Consider the following 22,693-nt stretch of genomic DNA (forward strand, 5'->3'; position numbering starts at 1 on the left):
TCTCCATTATTCTTCTGATTTATATTCCGAATGGACCAAGGCATCGTCATTAATTTCATCGATGTTGGCAAAAAATTCTAAGTGATTGTGGAAGACTTCCAGTTCCACCGGTGTATCTCCCCCGTATTCACCATCTAGATTGATCTTAAACTCTTCTTTCTTATCCAAAACTTCAATCTTCAATTTAGATGTTTTGAGGTATTCAATATTTGAATCCTTGACATGTTTTCCACCATTGACGGCTTGCATAATCAAAGACAACATATCAAATAATTTAGCGGTTTTCACTAAAATCAAAGTGAAATTACCATCATCCAATTTAGCATCTGGTGCTACACTTTCAAAGCCACCGATTGAATTGGTCAAAGCCACGAAAACAAGAGAAACTGGTCCAACATAGACCCCATTATCGTGTTCAATCCGCACCTTGCGGGTTTTATTTTTGGGGAACTTCTTCACCCCTTCAGCCACATAAGCAAAGTAGCCATAACGCGACTTCACCTCACTCGGTACACTAAAGGTCAATTCAGACAAGGTCCCTGCAGCAGCAATATTGATAAAATATTTACTTCCGTATGCCCGTCCAATGTCCATTTGGATGGTTTGGTTCTTTTCAATAATCCTTGCAGCAGCTACAGGATCTCCCATTGGAATCTTCAGAGCACGCGCGTAATCATTGGTTGTTCCCGTAGGGATAAAAGCCATTTTTGGACGGTGTTCGAGACTAGCAACCCCGTTAACTACCTCATTAATGGTTCCATCTCCCCCAGCGGCAATGATCAAATCAAATCCTGCCTTAGCAGCCCGTTCTGCTTCTAATTGGGCTGATAAGGGCTCTGGAGTGGTCTGATAGGCACTTGTTTCATAGCCGACATCCTCTAACACATCTAAGACTTCTGCGATGTTCTTTTTAATGATTTCCTGACCAGAGGTCGGATTATATATCACTCGTGCTTTTTTAATCTTATTTTCCATACATGCCTCTATAAACTCTCAAGCCAGGCTTCATCCTGTATTTCAATCGATAATTCCTGCGCTTTGCTTAATTTACTTCCCGCATCGCTACCTGCAACCAACAGGTCAGTTTTCTTGGACACGGAGCCTGTGACTTTAGCCCCTAAGGCTTCTAATTTAGCCTTAGCTTCAGAACGTGTCAGACGTTCCAGTTTACCTGTTAAGACGACTGTTTTACCGGACAATGGTGCGTCTGCTGCAACCTTTTGTCCTAGGTACTCTAAGTTTACCCCAGCATCCTTAAGCTCTTCTAAAAGAAGCCGAGAGCCTTCCTGAGCAAAATAACGCTGGAGACTTTCTGCAACGACCATTCCTAAACTGTCTATCGCTGCAATCGTTTCAACCTCTGCTTCTGCTAAAGCTGGAATGGAATGAAACTCTTGGAGCAAGAGCTGGCTGGCCTTACTTCCTACATGACGAATTCCCAGTCCAAACAATAGTTTTTCAGCAGAATTCCCCTTAGATGCTTGAATAGCATCTACTAACTTCTGGGCAGATTTTTCTTTAAAACCTTCTAATTGTAAAAGATCCTCAACCGTCAGCCGGTAAATACCTGCCACATCCTGTACCAGTTCTTTGGCAAACAGTTTTTCCACCACAGCTGGCCCCAACCCTGTTATATTCATGGCATCCCGGCTGGCAAAGTGAGCGAGCCCTTCCTTTATTTGAGCAGGACAACGGGGGTTGATACAACGCAAGGCCACTTCATCCTCAAAATGAAGGAGCTCACTCTGACAACTTGGACAGTGACTGGGAATCTCTAATTTTTCTTCTGATACGCGCTTATCCATAACAACCCGTAGAACAGCTGGAATAATATCCCCTGCTTTATAGACAATGACGGTATCGTCTTTGCGAATATCTTTCTCAGCAATGTAATCTACATTATGGAGAGTAGCCCGACTGACAGTCGTCCCTGCTAGTTGAACGGGAGTCAAATTAGCAGTTGGTGTCACCACTCCTGTCCGACCAACAGTCCAATCAACTGACAAGAGTTTTGCTTCCTTCTCCTCAGCTGGGAACTTGTAAGCCACTGCCCATTTGGGAGCTTTGACAGTAAAGCCAAGTTCTTCTTGGACAGCCAGGTCATTCACTTTTATCACGACCCCATCGATATCATAAGGAAGCTGGTCACGCATGGCTGCCACTTCTTGAATATAGTCCCAGACTTGCTCGATACTAGTCGCTGTCTTGTGATGCGGATTGACGACAAAACCGAGTCGATCTAACTTGGCTAACACCTTCTCTTGACTCGTTTGGTCAGTTGGACTAGCTTCTTGATAGAGGAAGGTCGCGAGTTTTCGCTCCGCAACAATCTTTGTATCCAACTGTCTAAGAGTACCGGCTGCCGCATTTCGAGGATTCGCAAACTCTGCTTCCCCATTTTCTTGGCGAGACAAGTTGACAGCATCAAAAGATGCACGGGGCATATAACATTCTCCGCGAACTGTTAATGTAAGAGGTTCTGGCAAGACTAGAGGAATATCGCGAACTCGCTTGAGGTTCTCTGTGATATTTTCTCCAATGCTCCCATCCCCACGTGTAGCACCCGTTTCAAGAACTCCATCGACATAAGATAGTGAAATAGACAGGCCGTCAATTTTTAATTCACATACATAGGTGACAGCAGGAAATTCTTTGCGAACCCGTTGATCAAAGGCCACTAATTCTTCATAAGAAAAGGCGTCCTGCAAGCTGTATAGCGGGTAAGCATGCTGGTATTTTTCAAACCCTTTAAGAATAGTTCCTCCGACCCGATGGGTTGGGCTATTGGGCTGGACCAACTCCGGATGGGCTTCCTCTAAGGCGACTAATTCCCGATAAAGTTGGTCGTACTCATAATCCGATACGGACGGAGCATCTTTTGTATAATATTCTTCTGCATAGTGATTCAGGAGTGTCACTAGCTCTTTTATTCTGGTTTCCATATCCCTATTTTACCATAAAAACGCTTTACTGGGGCCTTTCTGACTACTCCATTAGCGAAAAATATCTATTATTTGAATGAATCGGATTCGGCAATGGCAACAAAAAAGAGCTAGGACAAAAGTCCTAGCCTCTCAATTATCTTTGGATTCTCGAGCAAGACGCAGTGGTTGACTGGGCTCTACTACGCTGATTTCATCAGCTTTTACAGCCCTACTCAACTGTGCGGAGGTGGGACGACGAAATCGAATTCTAACGAATGACCGATTTCTGTTCCACTCTCTAGTAGACTATTGAGTCAAATCAATACGTTGGGCAATCTTTTTAATCAAAATAGCTCCGACAATCAGGGAAGCAAATTCACCCAAACCAGTTGTCAACCAATTCAAGAAGAATGGTGTTTTGTTCAAGATATGCAATTCTAAGGCAATCGTAAACATAGAGAGGGCAAAGAAAATTGAGAATAAGAAATGATCCTTGCGAATCCATCCATTAAAGAGATCTGTCTTTTCGTAACGTTTAAAGAGATATACTCCAAGTGTGACGAAGACCAAAGTAGATCCGCCACCAACGACCACGTCGACAATCCCATAACTCAGGAAGTTAGAAATCATACAGCCAATTGTCACCGACCAAATGTATTTCCGATTGTAGAAAGCCATGAAATTGAGCATTTCAGAAACACGGAATTGGATCTCATTGCTTCCGATGGCATTCAATGGGGGAGTAATGGTCAAGGCCACATAGAGAGCTGCAACTAGAGCAATCTGTGCCAAGTCACGAACAGTATAGTTTTTCATCGTTTTCTCCTTTAGCGGTTTTTCCGCGTCTAATATGCTTGGTGAAAGAAGCTAAGCACCAAGGGTTGATCTTTGCCAATGAACCCCTCTTGATAGAGTTGCATTCGACAAACCAACTTTATAAGTATAGCACAAATAAGGGAATTATGATAGACTAATTGTATGAAAAAACTAGTCCATCGCATCTTTAATAATGAAATTTTAGCCTACCTGATCTTTGGTGTTGCTACTACTATTGTCTCTGTTGCTACCCGGCTGATTGTTTTCCAACTGACGGACCAGGAACAACTAGCTACCTTGATTGGAAATATTGCAGGGATTCTCTTTGCCTTTGCTACCAACGATACTATTGTCTTTAAACAAGAAAGAAAAGGCTGGTTCAAACGCTTAATTGTCTTCTCTTTCGCTCGAATGGGCACTCTCGTTCTGGATCTCCTGATGACTACCATCTTTGTGACCCAGTATCCGCAAATCATTGGTCAGTTTGTCAATATGAATCGTACGGCTATCAATACCATCGAAACGTTTGCTGCCCAAGTTATGATTGTCATTTTGAACTATGTCTTCAGCAAACTTTTTGTCTTCCGAAATAAAAAGTAACTTCCGTGGAAAACCAAAATGAGGCTGGGACAAAAGTCCTGGCCTCTCAATTGTCTTTGGATTGTCGAGCAAGACGCAGTGATTGAGTGGGCTCTACTACGCTGATTTCATCAGTTTTTATAGCTCTACTCAACTGTGCGGAGGTCGGACGACAAAATCGAATTCTAACGAATGACCGATTTCTGTCCCACTCTCATTTTTTTAAACTTCTAAACTAGATGTTTGGGCGCTTAAATAAGAAATCTTTCCTTCTACACCAAAATAGTCCTTGACTAAGCCTTTTAATTCGTCCATTGCTTCTTTAGCACGTTCTCCTTGCTCTTCAGTCACTGCTTCCATAACAAGAATAGCTTGACGAGTTTCTTCTGTCAACATCGTCCTTTTAGCTTCCCGCCAATTTAAACAACGGCAAACAGCCCCTTCTTGGTCATAATAGATGATCTCTTCCGGCAAAGCTGGAGCATCTTCCTCAGCTCCTAATGGGAAGAATGGCTCTCCCTCCTTTGCTTTTCCTAAAGATAAGCCTCCAGCTAACTTTTCCATGTCCTCACCACCACATGGGATAGCATAGGCAAGAGAGACACTATTATACAAATCAACTAAAGGATTAATGGGATAAAACTCCCGTCCTTGCGAAACACGTTTCAATAAGGCTTCAATGGAAGAGCGGGCTCCTTTTTTGGTTTTGAATTTGCTAAAAGCCTGACGCCATTCCTGAACAACTGGGCTAGCAGTGAATTGTTCATCATCGATGAAGGCTTTTGATCGTGCGACTCCCTTGTCGAGTAGATCCTTAAAATAGGGATCCTTGCCCTCGTCGACATGATTGTCGATTCCTTCTACAGTCATCACCACTACTTGTGCTTGGGGAAACAAATCCCAAAACTCTTGATCTATTGTAACTTTCATTTCTTTTCCTCACTATAATTTCTTTTTTGGCCTTTTTTCACTAGCTCCCAATCCGCTGCGACGTTTTCACTCATTTTTGCCAGCCATTTTTCTAATTGAAGAATTTCTGTCTGTGAAAAACCTTTTAAGGCAGCCTTCTCAGAATAAGTATGCTCAGCAAGTATGAAAGGATAAAGCGCTTGTCCCTTTTCCGTTAGGACCCATTTTTTTATCTTTTGATTTGAATGATCGTTTAATTCTCGGATAAATCCTTTATCCGCTAATTTTTTGACAGAGCGAGCTACTGTTGAACGGTCCACTTTTAATAAATCGGATAACTCCTCTTGAATAATCCCTGGGTGCTCTCCAATCCGCACCAAATACAGGTATTGGCCTCTTGCTAGCTCCAAATCTCGGAACTCAATATTAGCAATCGAATCTAAGGCTCGGGCTATGATGCCAATCTCTCTTAAAACCTTCATTTGCTCCTCCTTTCCTTTAAATGGAGTTTATCACATTTTTGTTGCATTTGCAACAAACTATTCAGAAATAACAAAAAAGCCGGATGAAAACCGGCTTTTTCCTATTTTATTTCTTTAAGATTATTCTTGATTTTTTCTCAAATTTTGAAGATGAAAACGACGCTTGAGTGAAGCTTCCTTTTGGTGAAAAGCTACTTGACCTATCTTATACTTGGCTACCACATCCCCGTCTTTTGTCTCGAATCGTGCTTCAATCGCATACTGAATACTAGCATTTAAGATACAACCAATAATCAACACCTTGGCTACCAAGATAAACCAGAACATAATGACTGCTAAAAGGACAGATCCGAAGAAACGAGCATCTAAGAAACTCGTGATATAGTGATCGACATATTTCCAGAAGATATTCAAGGTCAAATAAAGGACTGCTGTCACAAAGATGGCTCCTGGAAAGACATAGCGAAACTTAGGAATTTTGATATTGGGCAGGGTGTAATAGAGCAAGAGCAAGGTCAAAAAGAGAAGGAAGTAAACCGAAGGGCCGGAAATATTTAGAAGGCGAAGGTAGATACTTTCATCAAACTTGAAAATCTGGTAGACGGTACGAATAATCATACGGCCAAACATAGTCAAAACGAGAGATAGACCAAACAGACCTTGTAGAGCAAAACTAATCAAGATACTGAAAATTCTCGCCCAGATAATCCCCCTCTCCTTCTCCACTCCATAACTTTTATTGAAGGCTCTTTGCAGGTAAGCGATACACTGTGAAGAGACCCATAAAGCAGAAATGATAGAAAAACTCAGCAAACCAGTAGACGGCTTGGTAAGCACCGATGAAATAACTTGCAAAACAATGCGGTACATGGAAGCAGGTAAGACTTCACGCAAGGTCAGCAAAATCTGAGTCGGACGAATCTGAAAGTAAGGGAGGATATTGGCTGCAATCAACAATAAAGGGAGAATCGAAATCAATAAATAATAGGCTACTGCTATACTAGTGATATCCGATTCAGAGGCCATATAAAAGCGTAGGAATCCCTTAATAAACGGTCGTTCGCCTAGCCATTTTAGAAACTTTTTCATATCTTCCCCTCCCTAACAAACTCATAAAAAGAGAAAAGAGCGAAACCGTTTTATCTATTCAGCTCCATTCTTTCCTCTCTACTTTTTTTAATAGGTTCCTTCTTCGCCTTGACTGGTCAAAATAACCGGACCATCTTTCGTAATCACAAACTGATGTTCGTACTGACAAGAAAGACCACCGTCAAGGGTTTTGTGGGCCCAACCTGTCTTCATATCGGTATCGATTTCCCAAGTTCCGGTATTAATCATTGGTTCAATGGTCAAGACCATCCCCTCACGTAAGCGCAACCCACGTCCTGCACGTCCGTAGTGGGGAACCATAGGTTCTTCATGCATAGTTGGACCGACTCCATGACCGACCAAGTCACGGACCACTCCATATCCTTTGCTTTCAGCATATTCCTGAATAGCTGCACCAATGTCTCCTAGGCGATTTCCGACAACTGCTTGCTCAATCCCCTTGTAGAGACACTCCTTAGTGACATCCATGAGATCCTTTACTTCTTGAGATACATTCCCGACTGCATAAGCCCAACAAGAATCTGCCAAACCACCAGAGAAGTTTTCTGTATATTTTTTCACCTGAGCTACATTATCAAAGTCTAGTTTTGAAACATCAACAACAGACTTATCTAATGGCTCTGACAAGACCATATCCACCTTTAAGAGGTCACCTTCTTTTAACAGATAGTGGCGAGGAAAGGCATGAGCCACTTCATCATTGATCCCACAACAAGTTGCATAGGGATAGTCCATCAGACTTCCTTCCACACCGATCTGTAGGGGCAAGACATTGGCTTCTTTACAGCGACGTCGAACATACTCTTCTACTTCCCAAAGATCAAGACCCGGTTTGATCAAATCCCGAAGGCCAATATGGATACTGGCAAGAAAATCTCCTGCACGGTCCATGGCTTCGATCTCACGCTGTGATTTCAATGTAATCATCTATTCCTACTTCCATTCTAATTAATTTTCAAAGTAACGGTGGCTTTCGTGACCAGCTGCAGATTCAAATACAAATCAAAATCTATAATAGCCGATCGTCTTGTTTGGCGAACAATACGCGCTTCAATTCGCAAGGTATCGTCCACTTGAACAGCTTGAAGATAATAGACCAACAGCTGTTCGATAATTAAATTTTTTCCAGAATTCATCATGAGCTGGCGAGTGACCGTTGTTAAAACTTCAGTGAGAACGCCATTCGAGAGAACGCCACTTTTTTCTAACATACTTGGTTCAACCGTCAGTTCAAAATGATTGGCTTGCAGAACCACTTTTTGACTGATTTGTTCACTAAAGGTTGGTAATCCAGACAATTGTTCCTTACTCATCCGGTCCATGACTGCACGACGGGTAATGACACCTAACAAGGTCTGATTGTTCCGAATAACAGGGATCATCTCAAAGTCTTCTGCAATCATGCGTTGACTGACATTGGCGATACTAGAAGAAAGGTTTGTCGTAAAGACGGTACGTGACATGACCTTGTCTAGAGTTGTCTGGGGTGCCTTATCGCCGGCATCCCGCATAGTTACCACTCCAACAACCATTTGGTGTTGATTAACGACAGGAAAGCGACTAAAACGGCTCTTTCTTACCAAATCTAGATAGTCACGTACGGTATCTGTTTCCCGTAAAAAACCATATTCATGCATGGGTGAATAGACTTGTTCAACCGTTAATATGTCTGTTTTGATTTGCATGTTGGCGAGAGCGCGATTGATCATGGTCGCCACAGTATAAGTATCATGCTTGGTACGTAAGATAGGAGTTTGACCACTATTACCTAGTTCTAAAATAGAAGGATCGACATCGAAACCACCAGTTACAAGAACAGCATTGTCGTGCTTGAGGGCCAGACGTTGGATATTGGTCCGGTCTCCAACAATGAGGAGCCCACCTTCAGAGACATAATCTAAAATATGCTCTTCTGTCATGGCACCGATATAAAACTTATTGAACTCTCGTTCCAGTCCTTCTTTACCTGCCAAGACTTCCGAACCGGTTATTTCTACAATCTCTCGAAAAGTCAGATGTTCCAGGACAGCCTTTTTGGACTTAACACGAACAGTCCCACTACGAGGTCTCGTTTCAACAATTCCACGATTTTCGGCTTCTTTAATGGCCCGATAGGCGGTCCCATCACTCACCTGTAAATAGTTCGAGATACTTCTCACACTGACACGCTTGCCAATTGGTAGTTTCTCCAAATAATCTAAGATCGCTTGGTGTTTACTCATTGAGATCTCCTCTATCTATGCAGAACTCGTAATAATCCCGCATCTTTCGGGTATAGCGGTCGCTTCCCTTGAATTGTCGTTTTAACGTATAACCGGCATGTAAAGCTACCTGTTGGCTGGCTAAATTTTCAACATGGGTAATAATTCGGACTTGTTTGAGATGAAATTCCTGGAAGGACAAGAAGGTAATTTCTTTTACAACCTCTGTCATGAGGCCTTTGCCCCAATAATCCTTGTGTAAGAAATAACCAAGTTCTGCTTCTTTCTTAATTTCATCCAATTTCTCAAATTTAATCGATCCAATCGCATGACCGGTTTCCTTATCACAAATCGCCCATATTCCCAGAGGATTCTTTAAAAAATAATTAGCCAAGACATACTGGCATTCCTCTAGGGAAGTTTGTGCCGGGAAAATAAAAGGCAAATTATCTGGATTGGAGGATATCTTGTAAAAGTCAGCTGCATCACTATATAGAAAGGGCCTCAAGAAGAGGCGCTCTGTTTCGAAACATGAATATGCTGCTAGTTGCGTCCAAATGTTCATAAAAATCGTTCGTTATGCTTCATCAATTAACTTGATGTCAGCGCCCAATTGTTGCAATTTTTCAATGATGTGCGAATAGCCACGAAGGATAAACTCAATATTGGTAATCTCTGTTCTCCCCTGTGCCATCAAGCCTGCAATCACCAAGGCAGCTCCTGCACGAAGGTCTGTCGCTTTAACTGGAGCACCCGTTAATTGATTTGGTCCTTGGTAGACAATGCGATCACCAACTGTTTCAATCCTAGCCCCCATCCGCATCAGTTCAGCCACATGGTTGACCCGCTTTTGATAAATAGTATCTACAATGCTTCCCTTTCCATTAGCTGTCAAGAGCAAGGGGGTCAAGGGTTGCTGCAAATCAGTTGCAAATCCAGGGTAAGGAGAGGTTTTAATGTGAACAGCTTTCAGATTTTCTTGCTTTTCAACAAAAACACTATCCTCAGAAATGGTCATGCGAACTCCCATTTCTTCTAGCTTGGCAATAAAGCTTTCCAGGTGTTCATAGAGAACATTCGTAATTTGAATTCCTTCTCCCACAGCTGCAGCAAGAGCGATATAAGTCCCTGCTTCGATGCGATCTGGGATTACTTGGTGGCGCGTCCCGCGGAGATAGTCTACTCCTTCAATCGTAATGATATCTGTACCAGCTCCCCGGATGTGAGCCCCCATATTATTAAGAAGGGTTACGACATCAATGATCTCAGGTTCGCGAGCGGCATTCTCAATGACGGTACGACCTTCCGCTTTGACAGCAGCTAGAATGGTATTGATCGTTGCACCAACACTAACTGTATCCATATAGATAGCTGCCCCACGAAGACGCTTCCCATTAGTGGAAAGGTTCATACTAGAACCATCCAAGGTCATTTTAGCTCCCATCGCTTCAAAGGCTTTCAAATGCAGATCAATTGGACGCGGACCTAAGTCACATCCCCCTGGTAGACCTACCGTTGCTTGGCCATAACGTCCCAAAAGACTTCCATAGAAATAGTAAGAAGCACGAAGACTATTGATCTTTCCAAATGGCATTGGCATATCTTTGACACCACGTGGATCGATGACAAGAGTCTCCCCATCTCGCTCCACTTTTGCTCCCATCAGAGTCATAATGTCAATCAAGCTAGCAACATCTGAAATATCTGGAACACCATCAAGTGTCACAATTTCGTCTGCTAAAATAGTAGCTGGAATAAGGGCCACTACGCTATTTTTTGCACCACTAATGGTCACCTCTCCTTTTAAAGGGCGACCACCATTAATTATAATTTTTTTCATGTTAATTTGTATAAGCTCTTTCAATCATTCAGTAAAAAATTACCGCATCTATTATATCATAAAAACGCTTCATTTTCCACTCATTCTTATCTTTTGATCGGTCCATCCAATTCCTAGAAAACTTCAACTATATGTTTTACTATTTTTTTATATTTTCAGTTCCTTACCTAGTTTATCTATGCTATATACTCATTCGCTGTATGTGTATTTTATCAAAAAAGGCAGTTCTTTTCAGACCACCTTTTTTGAGCTTATTTTACTTCATTTCCTAGTTCATATTTACTGTCTTTTAGAGCTCGGATCAAGGACCATTTCCAAGGTTTCCCTTCAATGGTTACTTGATTCTTCTCTAAATCAACTCTTACTTCTTCTACACCTTTTACTGCGGATAATTTTTCAGTGACAGCATTGGCACAACCTTGGCATTTCATTCCAGTAATTTCATATGTTTTTGACATATTTTTGTCCTTTCTTTCGCATAAGGAGAGCATTTTTTCTCCTAGATTTTATAATTTTTTTCTCTTTAATCTTAGAGCATTGACGACGACGGATACTGAGCTAAAACTCATGGCTAGACCCGCTAGCATAGGATTTAAGAGGGGACCACCAAATAGATAGAGAAGGCCCATCGCCACCGGAATAGCTAAAACATTGTAGATAAAGGCCCAGAACAAGTTTTCCTTAATCGTTTGAATCGTGTAGCGACTAATTTCCAAGGCCCGGACTACATCCATCAATTGGGGTTTCATAACTACGATATCTGCACTTTCCATGGCAATATCAGTTCCAGACCCCATGGCAATCCCGATATCTGCAGTTGCAAGGGCTGGTGCATCGTTGATCCCATCCCCCACCATGATCACAGACTTGCCTTCTGCTTGCAATTCTTGGATCACTCGTGATTTTTCTTGAGGAAGGACTTGACTGATGACCTGCCGGATTCCAGCCTTCTTAGCAATCGCTTGAGCAGTTCGTTCATTATCCCCAGTTAGCATGATCACCTTCTTGCCCATTTTTTCAAGACTAGCAACCATTTCTAGACTATCTTCCTTGATGCGGTCTGCTACCCCAAATAGAGCCATTAATTGCCCATCTTCAGCTAAGAAAATCGGGGTTTGTCCATCCTGGGTCAAGACTTCCAAGTCAGCCTTGGCAAGACGAACATCGATTCCTTTCTCTTCCATTAGAGTTTGATTCCCAGCTAGATAAACCTTCCCTGCATATCTAGCAGTGAGGCCCCTTCCTGTTAGACTGGAGAAGTTCTCCATCTCTAATAAGTCTACAGGTACTTCTTTTGCAGCATCCAGAATAGCCTGTCCCAGCGGATGTTCGGACTTGGCTTCCAGAGAAGCTAGGACTTGTAAGGCATGGTTCGTTTGACCATAGGTATAGGAAGAAGACAACTGAGGTTTACCTTGAGTGATGGTCCCCGTTTTATCAAAGACCAAGACTTGCGCTTGGTGAGCTAACTCAAGGACATCCCCCCTCTTGTAGAGGATTCCATGCTCTGCCCCTAAGCCTGTGCCCACCATAATGGCTGTCGGAGTCGCCAAGCCTAGGGCACATGGACAGGCAATGACCAAGACACTGATCGTAACCGTCATAGCAAAGGTGAAAGTTTCACCCATGATAAAGTACCAAAAGAGGCCTGATAAGAGGGCAATCCCCATGACTACAGGGACAAAGACTCCTGCCACTTGATCCGCAATCTTGGCAATCGGTGCTTTGGTTTGTTGGGCATCTTCCACCAGCTGAATGATTTGTGCTAGTAAGGTATCCCGACCAACTTTCTCAGCCCGATAAACCAAACTACCTTGTCCATTAATGGAACCTGCGTAAACTGGACTGCCTTCAGTTTTTTGGATGGGGATAGATTCACCCGTCAGCATGCTTTCATCAATGGCTGATTGTCCGGAAACCACTTGACCATCAACGGCTATTTTTTCACCTGGTTTGACCAGGATCTGATCTCCAATGACCAAGTCTTCTACAGGTAGTTTCACTTCCTTTCCATCACGTAGGACCGTTGCCTCTTTAGCCGCCAGATGCATGAGCTTTTTGATAGCTTGAGAAGTACGCCCTTTTGATAATGTTTCAAAATACTTACCCAAAGTAATCAAGGTTAAAATCACGGCTACAGATTCAAAATAAAGCTGGTGCACGTGATGGTGGTGGCCAAGCAAAATGTGATAAGTCCCATAAAGACTATAAAGAAAGGCTGCACTAGTCGCTAAAGCTACCAAAGCATCCATATTGGGATGGCCTTTTAGAAGGGTTCGGAAGCCATTTCGATAAAAGGCTCGACCGAAAACCATCACAGGGATGGTCAAGGCCAAAAGTACAAGAGTATAAGCCACAGGTGCTTGATCAGGTGAAACAAATGCAGGTGCCGGTAGGCCAATCATGGGCCCCATTGCTAGATAAAAGAGAGGCAGGGTGAAGACGGAAGACCAAAAGAGGCGTTTTCGGATCACTTGTAGCTTGTCACCTTCTCGCTCTTCTTGGCTCTTAGCTGTATCTGGATTGTATACTACTGCCTCATAACCGGCGTCCGCTACTGCTTTTGAAATAGCCTCTGGACTCAAAGGTTCCCCCTGATATTCAACCGTCATTTTTTCAGTGGTTAGGTTGACTGTCGCTTTTTCAACACCCTCAAGATGGTTAACAGCTTTCTCCACATTGATCACACAGGATGCACACGTCATCCCATTGACGACAAAAGTTTCTTCTTTCATTTATCTTCCTCCACATGACTGGCACAGTGACACTGGCCAGGTTGGCAATCACATTGAACCCGCTCCACGCTCACTTTCGAAGCCAGGAGGTCTTGCAACCCCTTCATTTGCTCCTCGGTCATAGGGGTTTGCTGGATTAATCGCTCCAATATGTGACCATGCTTGGTCAAGCAGATCTTACTTAAAACTTCATTAACAGCTGTAAAATTAGCCTCTTCTTCATTGAGGATGGTCTGATACAAATAGGTCCGACCTTCTCTTCGACTCGTCAGATAGCCTTTATCAGCTAAGCGCCCCAAGAGGGTTTTTACCGTTGATGCGGACCAGTCTTGCTTGGTGGAAAGAATCTTAGTTATTTCTGTAGAAGTCGTTTCTCCCTTGGTCCAAAGGACCCGCATGACTTCCCATTCAGCACTTGAAATCTTAGCCATTCATTTTCCTTTCTATCTCCTATCATGGATAATTGGTTTACGTTTGTAGTTTTATTATACGCTTCCTATTTTTCTTGTCAATACTTTTGTTTACATTTGTAGATTTATTTTACAAAAAAGAGGCTGGGACAAAAGTCCCAGCTTTTCAATTTTCTTTGCATTGTAGAGCAAGACGCAGTGGTTGAGTGGGCTCTACTACGCTGATTTCATCAGCTTTTAAAGCCCTACTCAACTACGCGGAGGTGGGACGACGAAATCGAATTCTAACAAATGACCGATTTCTGTCCCACTCTCTCTTTCTATCTACTTACTTAACTGCTTCTTTCAAGGCTTCTACCTTATCCAAGCGTTCCCATGGAAGATCAATATCCGTCCGTCCCATATGGCCATATGCTGCTGTTTGACGGTAAATCGGACGTTTGAGATCCAACATTTGAATAATCCCTGCAGGACGAAGGTCAAAGATTTGACGCGCTGCTGCTTCTAATTTGCTTTCAGCAACTGTTCCTGTACCGAAAGTATCGATACGAACAGATACAGGGTGAGCCACCCCAATCGCATAAGCCAATTGCACTTCTGCCTTCTTAGCAAGCCCTGCTGCCACGATGTTTTTAGCGATATAGCGAGCTGCATAAGAAGCGGAACGGTCCACCTTAGTCGCATCCTTACCTGAGAAGGCACCACCACCGTGACGTGAGTATCCACCATAGGTATCCACGATGATCTTCCGACCCGTCAAACCTGAGTCTCCTTGAGGTCCTCCGATAACGAAACGACCAGTTGGATTGATGAAGAATTTTGTTTCATCATCCAGATAAGAAGCTGGAATCACTTCCTTGATGACCTTGTTGATCACATCTTGGTGGATTTGTTCATTGCTGACATCTGGATCGTGTTGAGTTGAAATAACCACCGTATCCACGCGCACTGGCTGGTCATTTTCATCATACTCAACAGTGACTTGTGACTTGGCATCTGGACGAAGGTAGCTGATATCACCAGACTTCCGAAGCTCTGCCAACCGACGAACCAACTTGTGACTGAGTGAAATTGGTAATGGCATGAGTTCTTCTGTTTCATCCACCGCAAAACCAAACATGATACCTTGGTCACCTGCACCAATCAAGTCAAGTGGATCTTGGTCTGCGTTTCCACGGACTTCCAAAGCTTCATTAACCCCTTGAGCGATATCAGGAGATTGTTCCACCAAAGATGGGTGGACTCCCACTGTTTCAGCCGAGAATCCATACTCAGTGTTTGTATAACCAATCTCTGCAATGGTATCACGAACCACACGGTTAATATCGACATAAGCTGTAGTTGAAATCTCACCAAAGACATGCACGGAACCAGTATAAACAGCTGTTTCTGCAGCCACGTGTGCTTCTGGATCTTGCTCTAAAATAGCATCCAAAATAGCATCTGAAATTTGGTCTGCAATCTTATCTGGATGCCCCTCAGATACCGATTCAGACGTGAATAATTTACGTTCTGACATAAAAATGTCCCCCCTTAAAAAATAATCGTTATAGAGTTACAAAGAACTGGTAGATGCTTTCTACCACCTTATCGGGACCATATAACTTAACTATTATATCACGATTTTGCACCAGTATTCCTTTTTTTATAAAAAGAAAAAGATATAGTTTGAAACTATATCTTTTAACTTAACCTCTTTCCAACTCTAATTCCTACATTAGCAAGGTCCCTATTAATACAAGGATAGTGGAAATGATAGATGGAATTTGAATACCTAACCAAGCTGGATCACCAGCAAAAAGCATGGAGGCAAAATAGAGAGTTACTGAAACAAATAGCATCGTCTTATTAGCCGTTTTCGTTCCAATGCCAAGCAAGACTGTCGCAGCAATATAACAAGTAAGATAAGATCCCAAAAAGATTAGGAAAACAATTCCCCATGGTCCTGCTATCACAGCACTACCTATAAAAAGCATCAGTAAGCCCATATTTACGAAAAATACAAGAGTTAGAAGGCCCCTATTAGGAACAGAATTTTCTGGACCTTGATCCGCCATTGGTGGCTGAGCAGGATTTTCTGGACCTTGATCCGACATTTGTGGTTGAACAGGATTTTCTAGATCTTGATACGTCATTGGTGGCTGAGTAGAATTTTCTGGGGCTTGTTCCGCCATTGGTGGCTGAGCAGGATTTTCTGGACCTTGAGCCGACATTTGTGGTTGAACAGGATTTTCTAGATCTTGATACGTCATTGGTGGCTGAGTAGGATTTTCTGGGCCTTGAGCCCCCATTGGTGGCTGAGCAGGGTTTTCTGGGCCTTGAGCCCCCATTCGTGGCTGAATAGATTCTTCAGGCATTCCGTCTTTGTCTTGGTTTGTTTCACAATTTAGCTGTTGATCTGTCATAATTTTCTCCTGACATTTTTCTAAAATATTTTGCCTTTCTTAAAAAGCTGGAATTAACGAATTTCTATGTGATATTCACTGAATCCTTCCATACATCAAATGACATTTTAAAAATATACAAGTTGATAGAATTTCTTGACTCGATAAGATCATTGATCAAGCAAATACTGATTTAAAAGAGTTTCTCCCTTCTTAATATCTCAATACTTCTTTAACTTCTTTCGCTAGGATTGTTCCAATTAAAACAAGAATACCTAAAACTATCGGTGCAATTCGGTAAACTCCCCAGTCTGGATCATATGCCAAAATAATCGAGAGCATATAAAGTAGGAAACTCGTATAGAGTAGCGCCTTATTTCCTTTCTCCATCCCTATTCTAAGAAAGATGGCCCCAATAGCGATACTTAATAAGTTTGGTCCTAGAAAAATCAAAATGAAAAGTCCCCAAGCATTACCCGAAAGTGCAAAGTAAGAGATAAACAATACAAGATAGATAATGGATAAGTAAAAGGCGACTGAAAGAAGAATGGAAGTAAATTTGATTTTTGTTGGATAATTCTGGATAGGTGCCGAATAAAAACCATCTCCACTTATCCTAATCGTATCTTTCGTTTCTTCAAAATTATTCTGCTGATTTTCCATAGCATTCTCCTACCTTTTCTTATTACTTTATTTATGTTTTCTCTTAAATCAATTATACACAATTCCATCTTTTTTTCATTAACCGTAAGACAAGAGGAATCCGATCTAGCATATGCAGGATAGTGACGCTCAAAGAAGCCAACGGAACGATTGGATACCAGGTGTTTTCTTTAATAATTGAAGAACATAATCGTACACGATCCCTTTTCCCTACCTGCTATCCAAACAGTCGAAATATAAAGAAAGGTTATAAAATAAATGAGCCCTGATACCATTTATTTCACTCCACTTTCAAAGTAAAGTATAAATTGATTTATTACCTCTCATTATACCACAATTTGTAATCGCTTTCTCTATGTTTTCTCGCTATATAAAAAAGATAGGATTTTTCGCCCTATCTTCTATAATTACTCTCCATTTTCAAACATTACAGTTCCGAAAAAAACCACTACAGCTATTATAAGAGGCATAAGGAAAAATAATCCCCCAGCTGGGTCATACGTTGGAATCATCGAAACAAAATAAAAAACTGCGGATGTATAGAGAGTTGTTCTATTCCCCATCGTTTTTCCGATCCAAAGCAGGAGGGTCGCAATGATAATACAGAGAAAATGGAGCTGTTGCATAATTGTCCATTCTATAAGTACGATTGCGCCGAGTAGAGACCATCCTAGGTATATAGTTGCCAAAACAAGTGCAATAGATAGTACTAGAGTACTTCCGACTCTTTTTTCTGGCTTCATCTCATTGTTAGTAAGGAGACTATCTCCTAAAACAGATGCCTCTTTATCTTTATTATTTTGGGGATTCTGCTCTTCCCCCACCATGGGGGGCAGAACAGCCCCCTCAGGCACACTTTGGTGCTCTTGGTTTGATTCAGAATTTTGTTGATCTGTCATAACTTTCTCCTAAAGTACTTCCTTATTCTTTCAAAGAATAGCACTCAAAAATCGACAGGAAGAATTGATTTAATTATAGCTTGGATCGGCCCGAATACTTTTTATTGAGTAGAGTTGTCCATCCCTATCTTTTCATTAATAGCTATTTTCGTCTTCAACTAAGAGGTTTCCAATTAAAACCAGAATAACTAGCAGTAACTGTGCAATTCGAAAAAATTCCAAGTCTAGATCAATACCCAAGATGATAGACAGCAGATAAAGTACGAAACTTGTATAGAGCAAGTTTTTGTTTCTTCTCTTCATCCCTAGTCGAAGTAAAATGGCACCAATAGCAACACCTAAGAAGTTTGGTGATAGAAAAATCAACATGAAAAGTACCGCGATATTAAAGTAATAGATAAACAATACAAGATAGATAATGGATAAGTAAAAGGCCGCTGAAAGAAGAATGGATGTAAATCCGATTTTTGTTGGATGATTCTGAATAGATGCAGAAGTAAAACCATCTTCACTTATACTGCTATGTTCTTTATTTTCTTCAAAATGTTTCTCTTGGTCTGTCATAGCTTTCCCTACCCTTCTTTTTTATATTTTCTTTTAACACCATTATACATGATTTCATCATTCTTTTCATGATACTTACTGTTAAGATGACTTGAAATGTCAGCCATAAAAGAAGCAAAAGCAATGACAGCACGATGACAGGGAGATTCTCTCCATTTTCAGGCTGTCCGGATAAGAGTATGACTACTTGATAAAGAGCACCAAAACCCTAAACAAGCAAGATAATTTGGTAGCAAATTTGACATGTCATCACAATCTCTTTTCTCTAGACGAATCAGTGAAGCGTGATCTCAAAAACAAAGTTTCTTTTTTAAATAAAATCTGCCTCTGCAATAGCTTCTTTGACCTCTTCCAATGGGAGGTGGACCAGTTCTACTTCTTTTTCACGGTAGAGATACTCTGCATATTCATCGATGCGGTATTGATGGATATAAACAACCCGCTTGCAGCCAACTTGAAGCAACTGCTTGGTACAATTGAGGCAAGGGAAATGGGTCACATAGGCAGTGAAACCTTTGGGGATCCCTCGTTCGGCTCCCTGTAAAATAGCATTGACTTCTGCATGGAGGGTCCGAACACAGTGCCCTTCCACCATGAGACAGTCATGGTCCAGGCAATGTTCCGTACCAGAGACAGAGCCATTGTAGCCCGTCGCAACTACCTTATGATCCTTGACCAATACCGCCCCCACCTTGGCCCGCTTACAGGTTGCGCGATTTGATATTAACAAAGCCTGCGCTGCAAAATACTCATCCCAGGCTAACCGTTTATATCCCACAGTCTTGTCCTCCTTCATGAACATTCTAAATTTTTTTCATTATAGCACGAAATCAGCAAGAAAAAAAGATGACACTGTCACAGCTGATTCCTTCACTCAAAGAAAAAGAGATCCATGCGGATCTCTTTATTAATTATTTACCAAGTTTTGCTTTAGCTGCATCTGCAAGAGCTGTGAAAGCTGCTGCATCGTTAACAGCCAAATCAGCAAGCATTTTACGGTTAACTTCGATCTCAGCCAATTTCAAACCATGCATCAATTGTGAGTATGAAAGTCCGTTCATACGAGCCGCCGCATTGATACGTGTGATCCACAATTTGCGGAAGTCACGTTTCTTTTGACGACGGTCACGGTATGCATAGTAGTAAGAGTTCATTACTTGTTCTTTTGCAGTACGGAACAAGATGTGTTTAGCTCCATAGTAACCTTTAGCTAATTTAAGAATACGTTTACGACGTTTGCGTGATACAACGCCACCTTTAACACGTGCCATTTATATTTCCTCCAATATTTCCTAGAATTCTTTACTTACAAATACGCGATTATTTCAAGCGAGTAAGCATTGCTTTAATACGTTTGAAATCTCCTGAATGCACCATAGATGCTTTACGAAGATGACGACGTTGTTTCTTAGTTTTTCCGTGGAAACGGTGAGAAGTGTAAGCACGGAAACGTTTAAGTCCACCAGAACCTGTACGTTTGAAACGTTTAGCTGATGCGCGGTGTGTTTTTTGTTTTGGCATGATATTTTCTCCTTTTTTTAACTTTCTGACAGATTATTTCTTGTCAGTTGCTGGTGCCAACTGCATGAACATTTGACGACCATCCATTTTAGCACGTTGTTCGATGATAGCAATATCTTGAGTTGCTTCAGCGAAATCGGCTAAAACTTTTGCCCCAATCTCTTTATGGGTGATCATACGACCCTTAAAGCGAATGGAAACCTTCACTTTGTTCCCTTTTTCAAGGAACTTACGAGCATTGCGAAGTTTCGTATCGAAATCACCCTTGTCAATAACTGGGCTCAAACGAACTTCTTTCACGGTCACAACGCTTTGTTTTTTGCGTTGTTCTTTTTGTTTCTTCTGGTACTCAAATTTGAACTTACCGTAGTCCATAATTTTCGCAACAGGAGGTTTAGCTTGAGGTTGAATGAGAACCAAGTCCACATTAGCGTCGTCCGCAAGTGCTTGCGCTTCACCAAGTGGTTTGATACCCAATTGTTCGCCCTCAAGACCGATTAAGCGAACTTCACGTACACGAATTTCATCATTGATGAATAAGTCTTGCTTTGCTATGGTTTTCACCTCTTTTTTTATTTTAGAGAAAAACAAGAGCGGACTTGCTAACGCAAACCCGCACTACATGATTATATTTCATTTCTGAAACTTGATCCGTAGGGGCCAGACAACGTTAGTCGCAAGGCGAGAAGTTCTCACTTCTGCTTTTCTCAACTTTTATATGATATCAAGTTTATGATGGATTGTCAAGGATTTTTTTTGCTTTTTCTTCAATAAATGCAACCACTTGATCAATCCCGACACCAGTCGTATCAAAATGAATGGCATCTGCTGCTGGTTTCAATGGTGAAACCTCTCGGTGACTATCTTTATAGTCCCGCTCAGCAATTTCTTTTTTCAATACTTCTAAATCTGTTTCAATTCCCTTACTCAAATTTTCCTTATAACGACGTTCTGCACGTTCTTCTACAGAGGCCACTAGGAAAATCTTCAATTCTGCATTTGGTAAGACAACTGTTCCAATATCACGACCGTCCATGACGATCCCACCTAGAGCTGCAATCTGTTGTTGCTGGGCCACCAAGCGCTCTCGGACAGGAGCCAGGGCAGATACCCAAGAGACATTATTGGTCACTTCATTGTCACGAATTGGATGGGTCACATCGACATCAGCTACGAAGACTAATTGCTGACCATCTTCAGAACGACCAAAACTAACAGGATATTGATTCAATAAATCAACCAACTGGTCAACATCTGCTTCCGTCAGATCATGACGAAGAGCCAAATAAGTAGCTGCTCGATACATGGCACCTGTATCCAGATAAGTGTAGCCTAAATTTTTAGCAATAATCTTAGCAACAGTTGATTTCCCACTGGATGCTGGACCATCAATTGCGATTTGAATTTGTTTCATAGTCTATCCTTTATCGAATTTTGACCACATCACCTGGATTCGCATACCAAGAACCAGTTGACATGTGAGATGGATTCAGTTGCTCCAATTCGGAAATCGAAATTCCGGCACGCGCCGCAATCGATGCTTCTCCTTCACCAGCTAGAACTGTAATCGTCCCATCTTCAGATTCTTCAGCACTTGCTTTCTCTGTTTTTTCTGCAGCTGGAGCACTACTCGCTACAACAACTGTTGTTTCACCATTATAGAAACCACTCATTTGTTTCTTCTTATCGCTTCCACCTGTAGAAAGGTAAATTAAGAAGCAGACCATCGCTACAATAATAATAAAGAAAATAATCGCCAAGATGGTCAACAAGCGATCAGCTTTAATTCCATTTAATTTGTTTGTTCGTTTCAATGTTTCTTCTCCATCATCATAAACTTCTTCTTCCCATGGCTCTTTCGGCATAACTTCCTCCTTGTGTTTTCCTGTTAAAATCATTACAATATAGATATGAAAATAACCTTAATACCTGAACGTTGTATCGCATGTGGCCTTTGCCAAACTTACTCGGACATTTTTGACTATCACGATAATGGCATCGTTAAGTTCGCCTCGGAAGATGAACTGTTGGAAAAAGAATTTCCTACCGATGCAACCATCCAAGAAGCTGTTAAAAATTGTCCGACCCGAGCTCTTATCAAAGATTAAGAGCTTTTTTCATTATTAGCGTAGTAGAGTTGATAATAGTCCACATGGATGAAGTTATCAGTCAACTCAATCTCACCCTTGAAATGATCGTTCAAGGCCAAAGCATTAATAAAGTATTTTTTGGGCCACTTACGCATACAGAAAGTCCGACTTCTTGATCCATCGTTGAAAATTAACTTGATGGAATTCTTTGTGACTTCCACTTTTTCAATCGATGAAATCGGAACTTTTATAGGAGTTAACGGATTCGCCGTGATAATACGTAAAATCCCATCATCATAAATCGTAAAATAGCGATGCACTCCTACAGCCAGCAAGGCCATAAAGAGAAAGAATGAAAAGAGTACCACTGTCGGAATATTAGAACTCTCATACATCAGAGCTAGTCCAATAAAGACAGGTATAACCGATAAGGACCAATAGATAATCAGCATGGATAAATCAGGCTGCCAATGGTATCGGATTTTCCCAAAAATCTTAATCATATGCGGAACCCCCTCCTACTAGTTTAGCATAAAATCAACAAAAATAGAACAGGAAAGCCTGTT

General features: G+C 41.6%; 27 protein-coding genes, 1 riboswitch and 1 other annotated feature. Of the genes, 2 read left to right on the forward strand and 25 right to left on the reverse strand.

The annotated features are described in order from the left end of the window. Window positions 1–6 precede the first annotated feature (6 nt). From N596_RS03455 to N596_RS03465, 3 genes are all read right to left on the reverse strand, one after another. A complete protein-coding gene (locus N596_RS03455) occupies window positions 7–975 on the reverse strand; it encodes a diacylglycerol kinase family lipid kinase (protein WP_023023607.1) in 969 nt (322 codons plus the stop codon). A gap of 8 nt (window positions 976–983) precedes the next feature. Further along, a complete protein-coding gene (gene ligA, locus N596_RS03460) occupies window positions 984–2,942 on the reverse strand; it encodes an NAD-dependent DNA ligase LigA (protein WP_023026966.1) in 1,959 nt (652 codons plus the stop codon). A 288-nt stretch (window positions 2,943–3,230) separates the two neighbouring features. Further along, window positions 3,231–3,740 (reverse strand): QueT transporter family protein, encoded by a 510-nt coding sequence (locus N596_RS03465; RefSeq protein ID WP_006596069.1) that lies wholly within the window; start codon window positions 3,738–3,740, stop codon window positions 3,231–3,233. Continuing rightward, a riboswitch (PreQ1 riboswitch) is annotated at window positions 3,738–3,874 on the reverse strand. It overlaps the preceding gene by 3 nt. A 28-nt stretch (window positions 3,875–3,902) precedes the next feature. Here N596_RS03465 and N596_RS03470 point away from each other — a divergent pair. Then, on the forward strand, window positions 3,903–4,340 hold the full coding sequence (locus tag N596_RS03470; protein WP_023023611.1) for a GtrA family protein: 438 nt from the start codon (window positions 3,903–3,905) through the stop codon (window positions 4,338–4,340). 201 nt (window positions 4,341–4,541) lie between these two features. On the opposite strand, the gene N596_RS03475 is transcribed toward N596_RS03470, so the two are convergent. The 21 genes from N596_RS03475 to N596_RS03575 form a co-directional block, all read right to left on the reverse strand. Continuing rightward, complete coding sequence (locus tag N596_RS03475; RefSeq protein ID WP_023026967.1) at window positions 4,542–5,249, reverse strand: B3/B4 domain-containing protein; 708 nt, start codon at window positions 5,247–5,249, stop codon at window positions 4,542–4,544. After that, window positions 5,246–5,710 (reverse strand): MarR family winged helix-turn-helix transcriptional regulator, encoded by a 465-nt coding sequence (locus N596_RS03480; RefSeq protein WP_023026968.1) that lies wholly within the window; start codon window positions 5,708–5,710, stop codon window positions 5,246–5,248. The genes N596_RS03475 and N596_RS03480 overlap by 4 nt, the downstream gene beginning before the upstream one ends. 120 nt (window positions 5,711–5,830) lie before the next feature. Then, window positions 5,831–6,799, reverse strand: coding sequence for a YihY/virulence factor BrkB family protein (locus N596_RS03485; RefSeq protein ID WP_023026969.1), 969 nt, complete (start codon window positions 6,797–6,799; stop codon window positions 5,831–5,833). 87 nt (window positions 6,800–6,886) lie between these two features. After that, the gene (locus N596_RS03490; protein ID WP_023026970.1) at window positions 6,887–7,747 is read right to left on the reverse strand and encodes a methionyl aminopeptidase; all 861 of its coding nucleotides are present in this window, start codon (window positions 7,745–7,747) and stop codon (window positions 6,887–6,889) included. 17 nt (window positions 7,748–7,764) lie between these two features. Further along, the gene (gene spxR, locus N596_RS03495; protein WP_023023620.1) at window positions 7,765–9,042 is read right to left on the reverse strand and encodes a CBS-HotDog domain-containing transcription factor SpxR; all 1,278 of its coding nucleotides are present in this window, start codon (window positions 9,040–9,042) and stop codon (window positions 7,765–7,767) included. After that, window positions 9,035–9,586 (reverse strand): GNAT family N-acetyltransferase, encoded by a 552-nt coding sequence (locus N596_RS03500; RefSeq protein WP_023023622.1) that lies wholly within the window; start codon window positions 9,584–9,586, stop codon window positions 9,035–9,037. The genes spxR and N596_RS03500 overlap by 8 nt, the downstream gene beginning before the upstream one ends. A gap of 12 nt (window positions 9,587–9,598) precedes the next feature. Continuing rightward, window positions 9,599–10,861 (reverse strand): UDP-N-acetylglucosamine 1-carboxyvinyltransferase, encoded by a 1,263-nt coding sequence (gene murA, locus N596_RS03505; protein ID WP_023026971.1) that lies wholly within the window; start codon window positions 10,859–10,861, stop codon window positions 9,599–9,601. A 251-nt stretch (window positions 10,862–11,112) separates the two neighbouring features. Further along, the gene (copZ, locus tag N596_RS03510; RefSeq protein ID WP_042361420.1) at window positions 11,113–11,319 is read right to left on the reverse strand and encodes a copper chaperone CopZ; all 207 of its coding nucleotides are present in this window, start codon (window positions 11,317–11,319) and stop codon (window positions 11,113–11,115) included. 48 nt (window positions 11,320–11,367) lie between these two features. Further along, window positions 11,368–13,596, reverse strand: coding sequence for a heavy metal translocating P-type ATPase (locus N596_RS03515; protein ID WP_023026973.1), 2,229 nt, complete (start codon window positions 13,594–13,596; stop codon window positions 11,368–11,370). Next, on the reverse strand, window positions 13,593–14,027 hold the full coding sequence (locus tag N596_RS03520; RefSeq protein ID WP_023026974.1) for a CopY/TcrY family copper transport repressor: 435 nt from the start codon (window positions 14,025–14,027) through the stop codon (window positions 13,593–13,595). The genes N596_RS03515 and N596_RS03520 overlap by 4 nt, the downstream gene beginning before the upstream one ends. A 307-nt stretch (window positions 14,028–14,334) precedes the next feature. Then, window positions 14,335–15,525 (reverse strand): methionine adenosyltransferase, encoded by a 1,191-nt coding sequence (metK, locus tag N596_RS03525; RefSeq protein ID WP_023026975.1) that lies wholly within the window; start codon window positions 15,523–15,525, stop codon window positions 14,335–14,337. A 193-nt stretch (window positions 15,526–15,718) separates the two neighbouring features. Further along, complete coding sequence (locus N596_RS03530) at window positions 15,719–16,411, reverse strand: cation:proton antiporter (RefSeq protein WP_023026976.1); 693 nt, start codon at window positions 16,409–16,411, stop codon at window positions 15,719–15,721. 192 nt (window positions 16,412–16,603) lie between these two features. Further along, window positions 16,604–17,053: a hypothetical protein gene (locus tag N596_RS03535; RefSeq protein ID WP_023026977.1), complete on the reverse strand. Its 450-nt coding sequence runs from the start codon at window positions 17,051–17,053 to the stop codon at window positions 16,604–16,606. A 407-nt stretch (window positions 17,054–17,460) separates the two neighbouring features. Continuing rightward, window positions 17,461–17,952 (reverse strand): hypothetical protein, encoded by a 492-nt coding sequence (locus N596_RS03540; RefSeq protein ID WP_023026978.1) that lies wholly within the window; start codon window positions 17,950–17,952, stop codon window positions 17,461–17,463. 135 nt (window positions 17,953–18,087) lie between these two features. Next, window positions 18,088–18,516: a hypothetical protein gene (locus N596_RS03545; protein WP_023026979.1), complete on the reverse strand. Its 429-nt coding sequence runs from the start codon at window positions 18,514–18,516 to the stop codon at window positions 18,088–18,090. Between the two features lie 310 nt (window positions 18,517–18,826). Then, on the reverse strand, window positions 18,827–19,294 hold the full coding sequence (locus N596_RS03550; protein ID WP_023026980.1) for a deoxycytidylate deaminase: 468 nt from the start codon (window positions 19,292–19,294) through the stop codon (window positions 18,827–18,829). A gap of 133 nt (window positions 19,295–19,427) precedes the next feature. Next, the gene (gene rplT / locus N596_RS03555) at window positions 19,428–19,787 is read right to left on the reverse strand and encodes a 50S ribosomal protein L20 (protein ID WP_000124834.1); all 360 of its coding nucleotides are present in this window, start codon (window positions 19,785–19,787) and stop codon (window positions 19,428–19,430) included. A gap of 49 nt (window positions 19,788–19,836) precedes the next feature. Further along, complete coding sequence (gene rpmI, locus N596_RS03560; RefSeq protein ID WP_001125942.1) at window positions 19,837–20,037, reverse strand: 50S ribosomal protein L35; 201 nt, start codon at window positions 20,035–20,037, stop codon at window positions 19,837–19,839. A 33-nt stretch (window positions 20,038–20,070) separates the two neighbouring features. Then, window positions 20,071–20,601: a translation initiation factor IF-3 gene (gene infC / locus N596_RS03565; protein ID WP_006597373.1), complete on the reverse strand. Its 531-nt coding sequence runs from the start codon at window positions 20,599–20,601 to the stop codon at window positions 20,071–20,073. 15 nt (window positions 20,602–20,616) lie between these two features. After that, window positions 20,617–20,747: a sequence feature (ribosomal protein L20 leader region), on the reverse strand. 20 nt (window positions 20,748–20,767) lie between these two features. Continuing rightward, on the reverse strand, window positions 20,768–21,451 hold the full coding sequence (gene cmk / locus N596_RS03570) for a (d)CMP kinase (RefSeq protein ID WP_023023645.1): 684 nt from the start codon (window positions 21,449–21,451) through the stop codon (window positions 20,768–20,770). Window positions 21,452–21,461: 10 nt separating this feature from the next. Continuing rightward, window positions 21,462–21,902: an SAG1386/EF1546 family surface-associated protein gene (locus N596_RS03575; RefSeq protein WP_023023646.1), complete on the reverse strand. Its 441-nt coding sequence runs from the start codon at window positions 21,900–21,902 to the stop codon at window positions 21,462–21,464. A gap of 45 nt (window positions 21,903–21,947) precedes the next feature. On the opposite strand from N596_RS03575, the gene N596_RS09635 reads away from it, so the two are divergent. Beyond that, window positions 21,948–22,145, forward strand: a complete 198-nt coding sequence (locus tag N596_RS09635; RefSeq protein WP_023023647.1) for a ferredoxin — start codon at window positions 21,948–21,950, stop codon at window positions 22,143–22,145. Here the strand turns inward: N596_RS09635 and N596_RS03580 are convergent. Beyond that, window positions 22,142–22,630, reverse strand: coding sequence for an EbsA family protein (locus N596_RS03580; protein WP_023023648.1), 489 nt, complete (start codon window positions 22,628–22,630; stop codon window positions 22,142–22,144). The genes N596_RS09635 and N596_RS03580 overlap by 4 nt on opposite strands. Window positions 22,631–22,693 lie beyond the last annotated feature (63 nt).

Source organism: Streptococcus ilei, from assembly GCF_000479335.1.
GTDB lineage: Bacteria > Bacillota > Bacilli > Lactobacillales > Streptococcaceae > Streptococcus > Streptococcus ilei.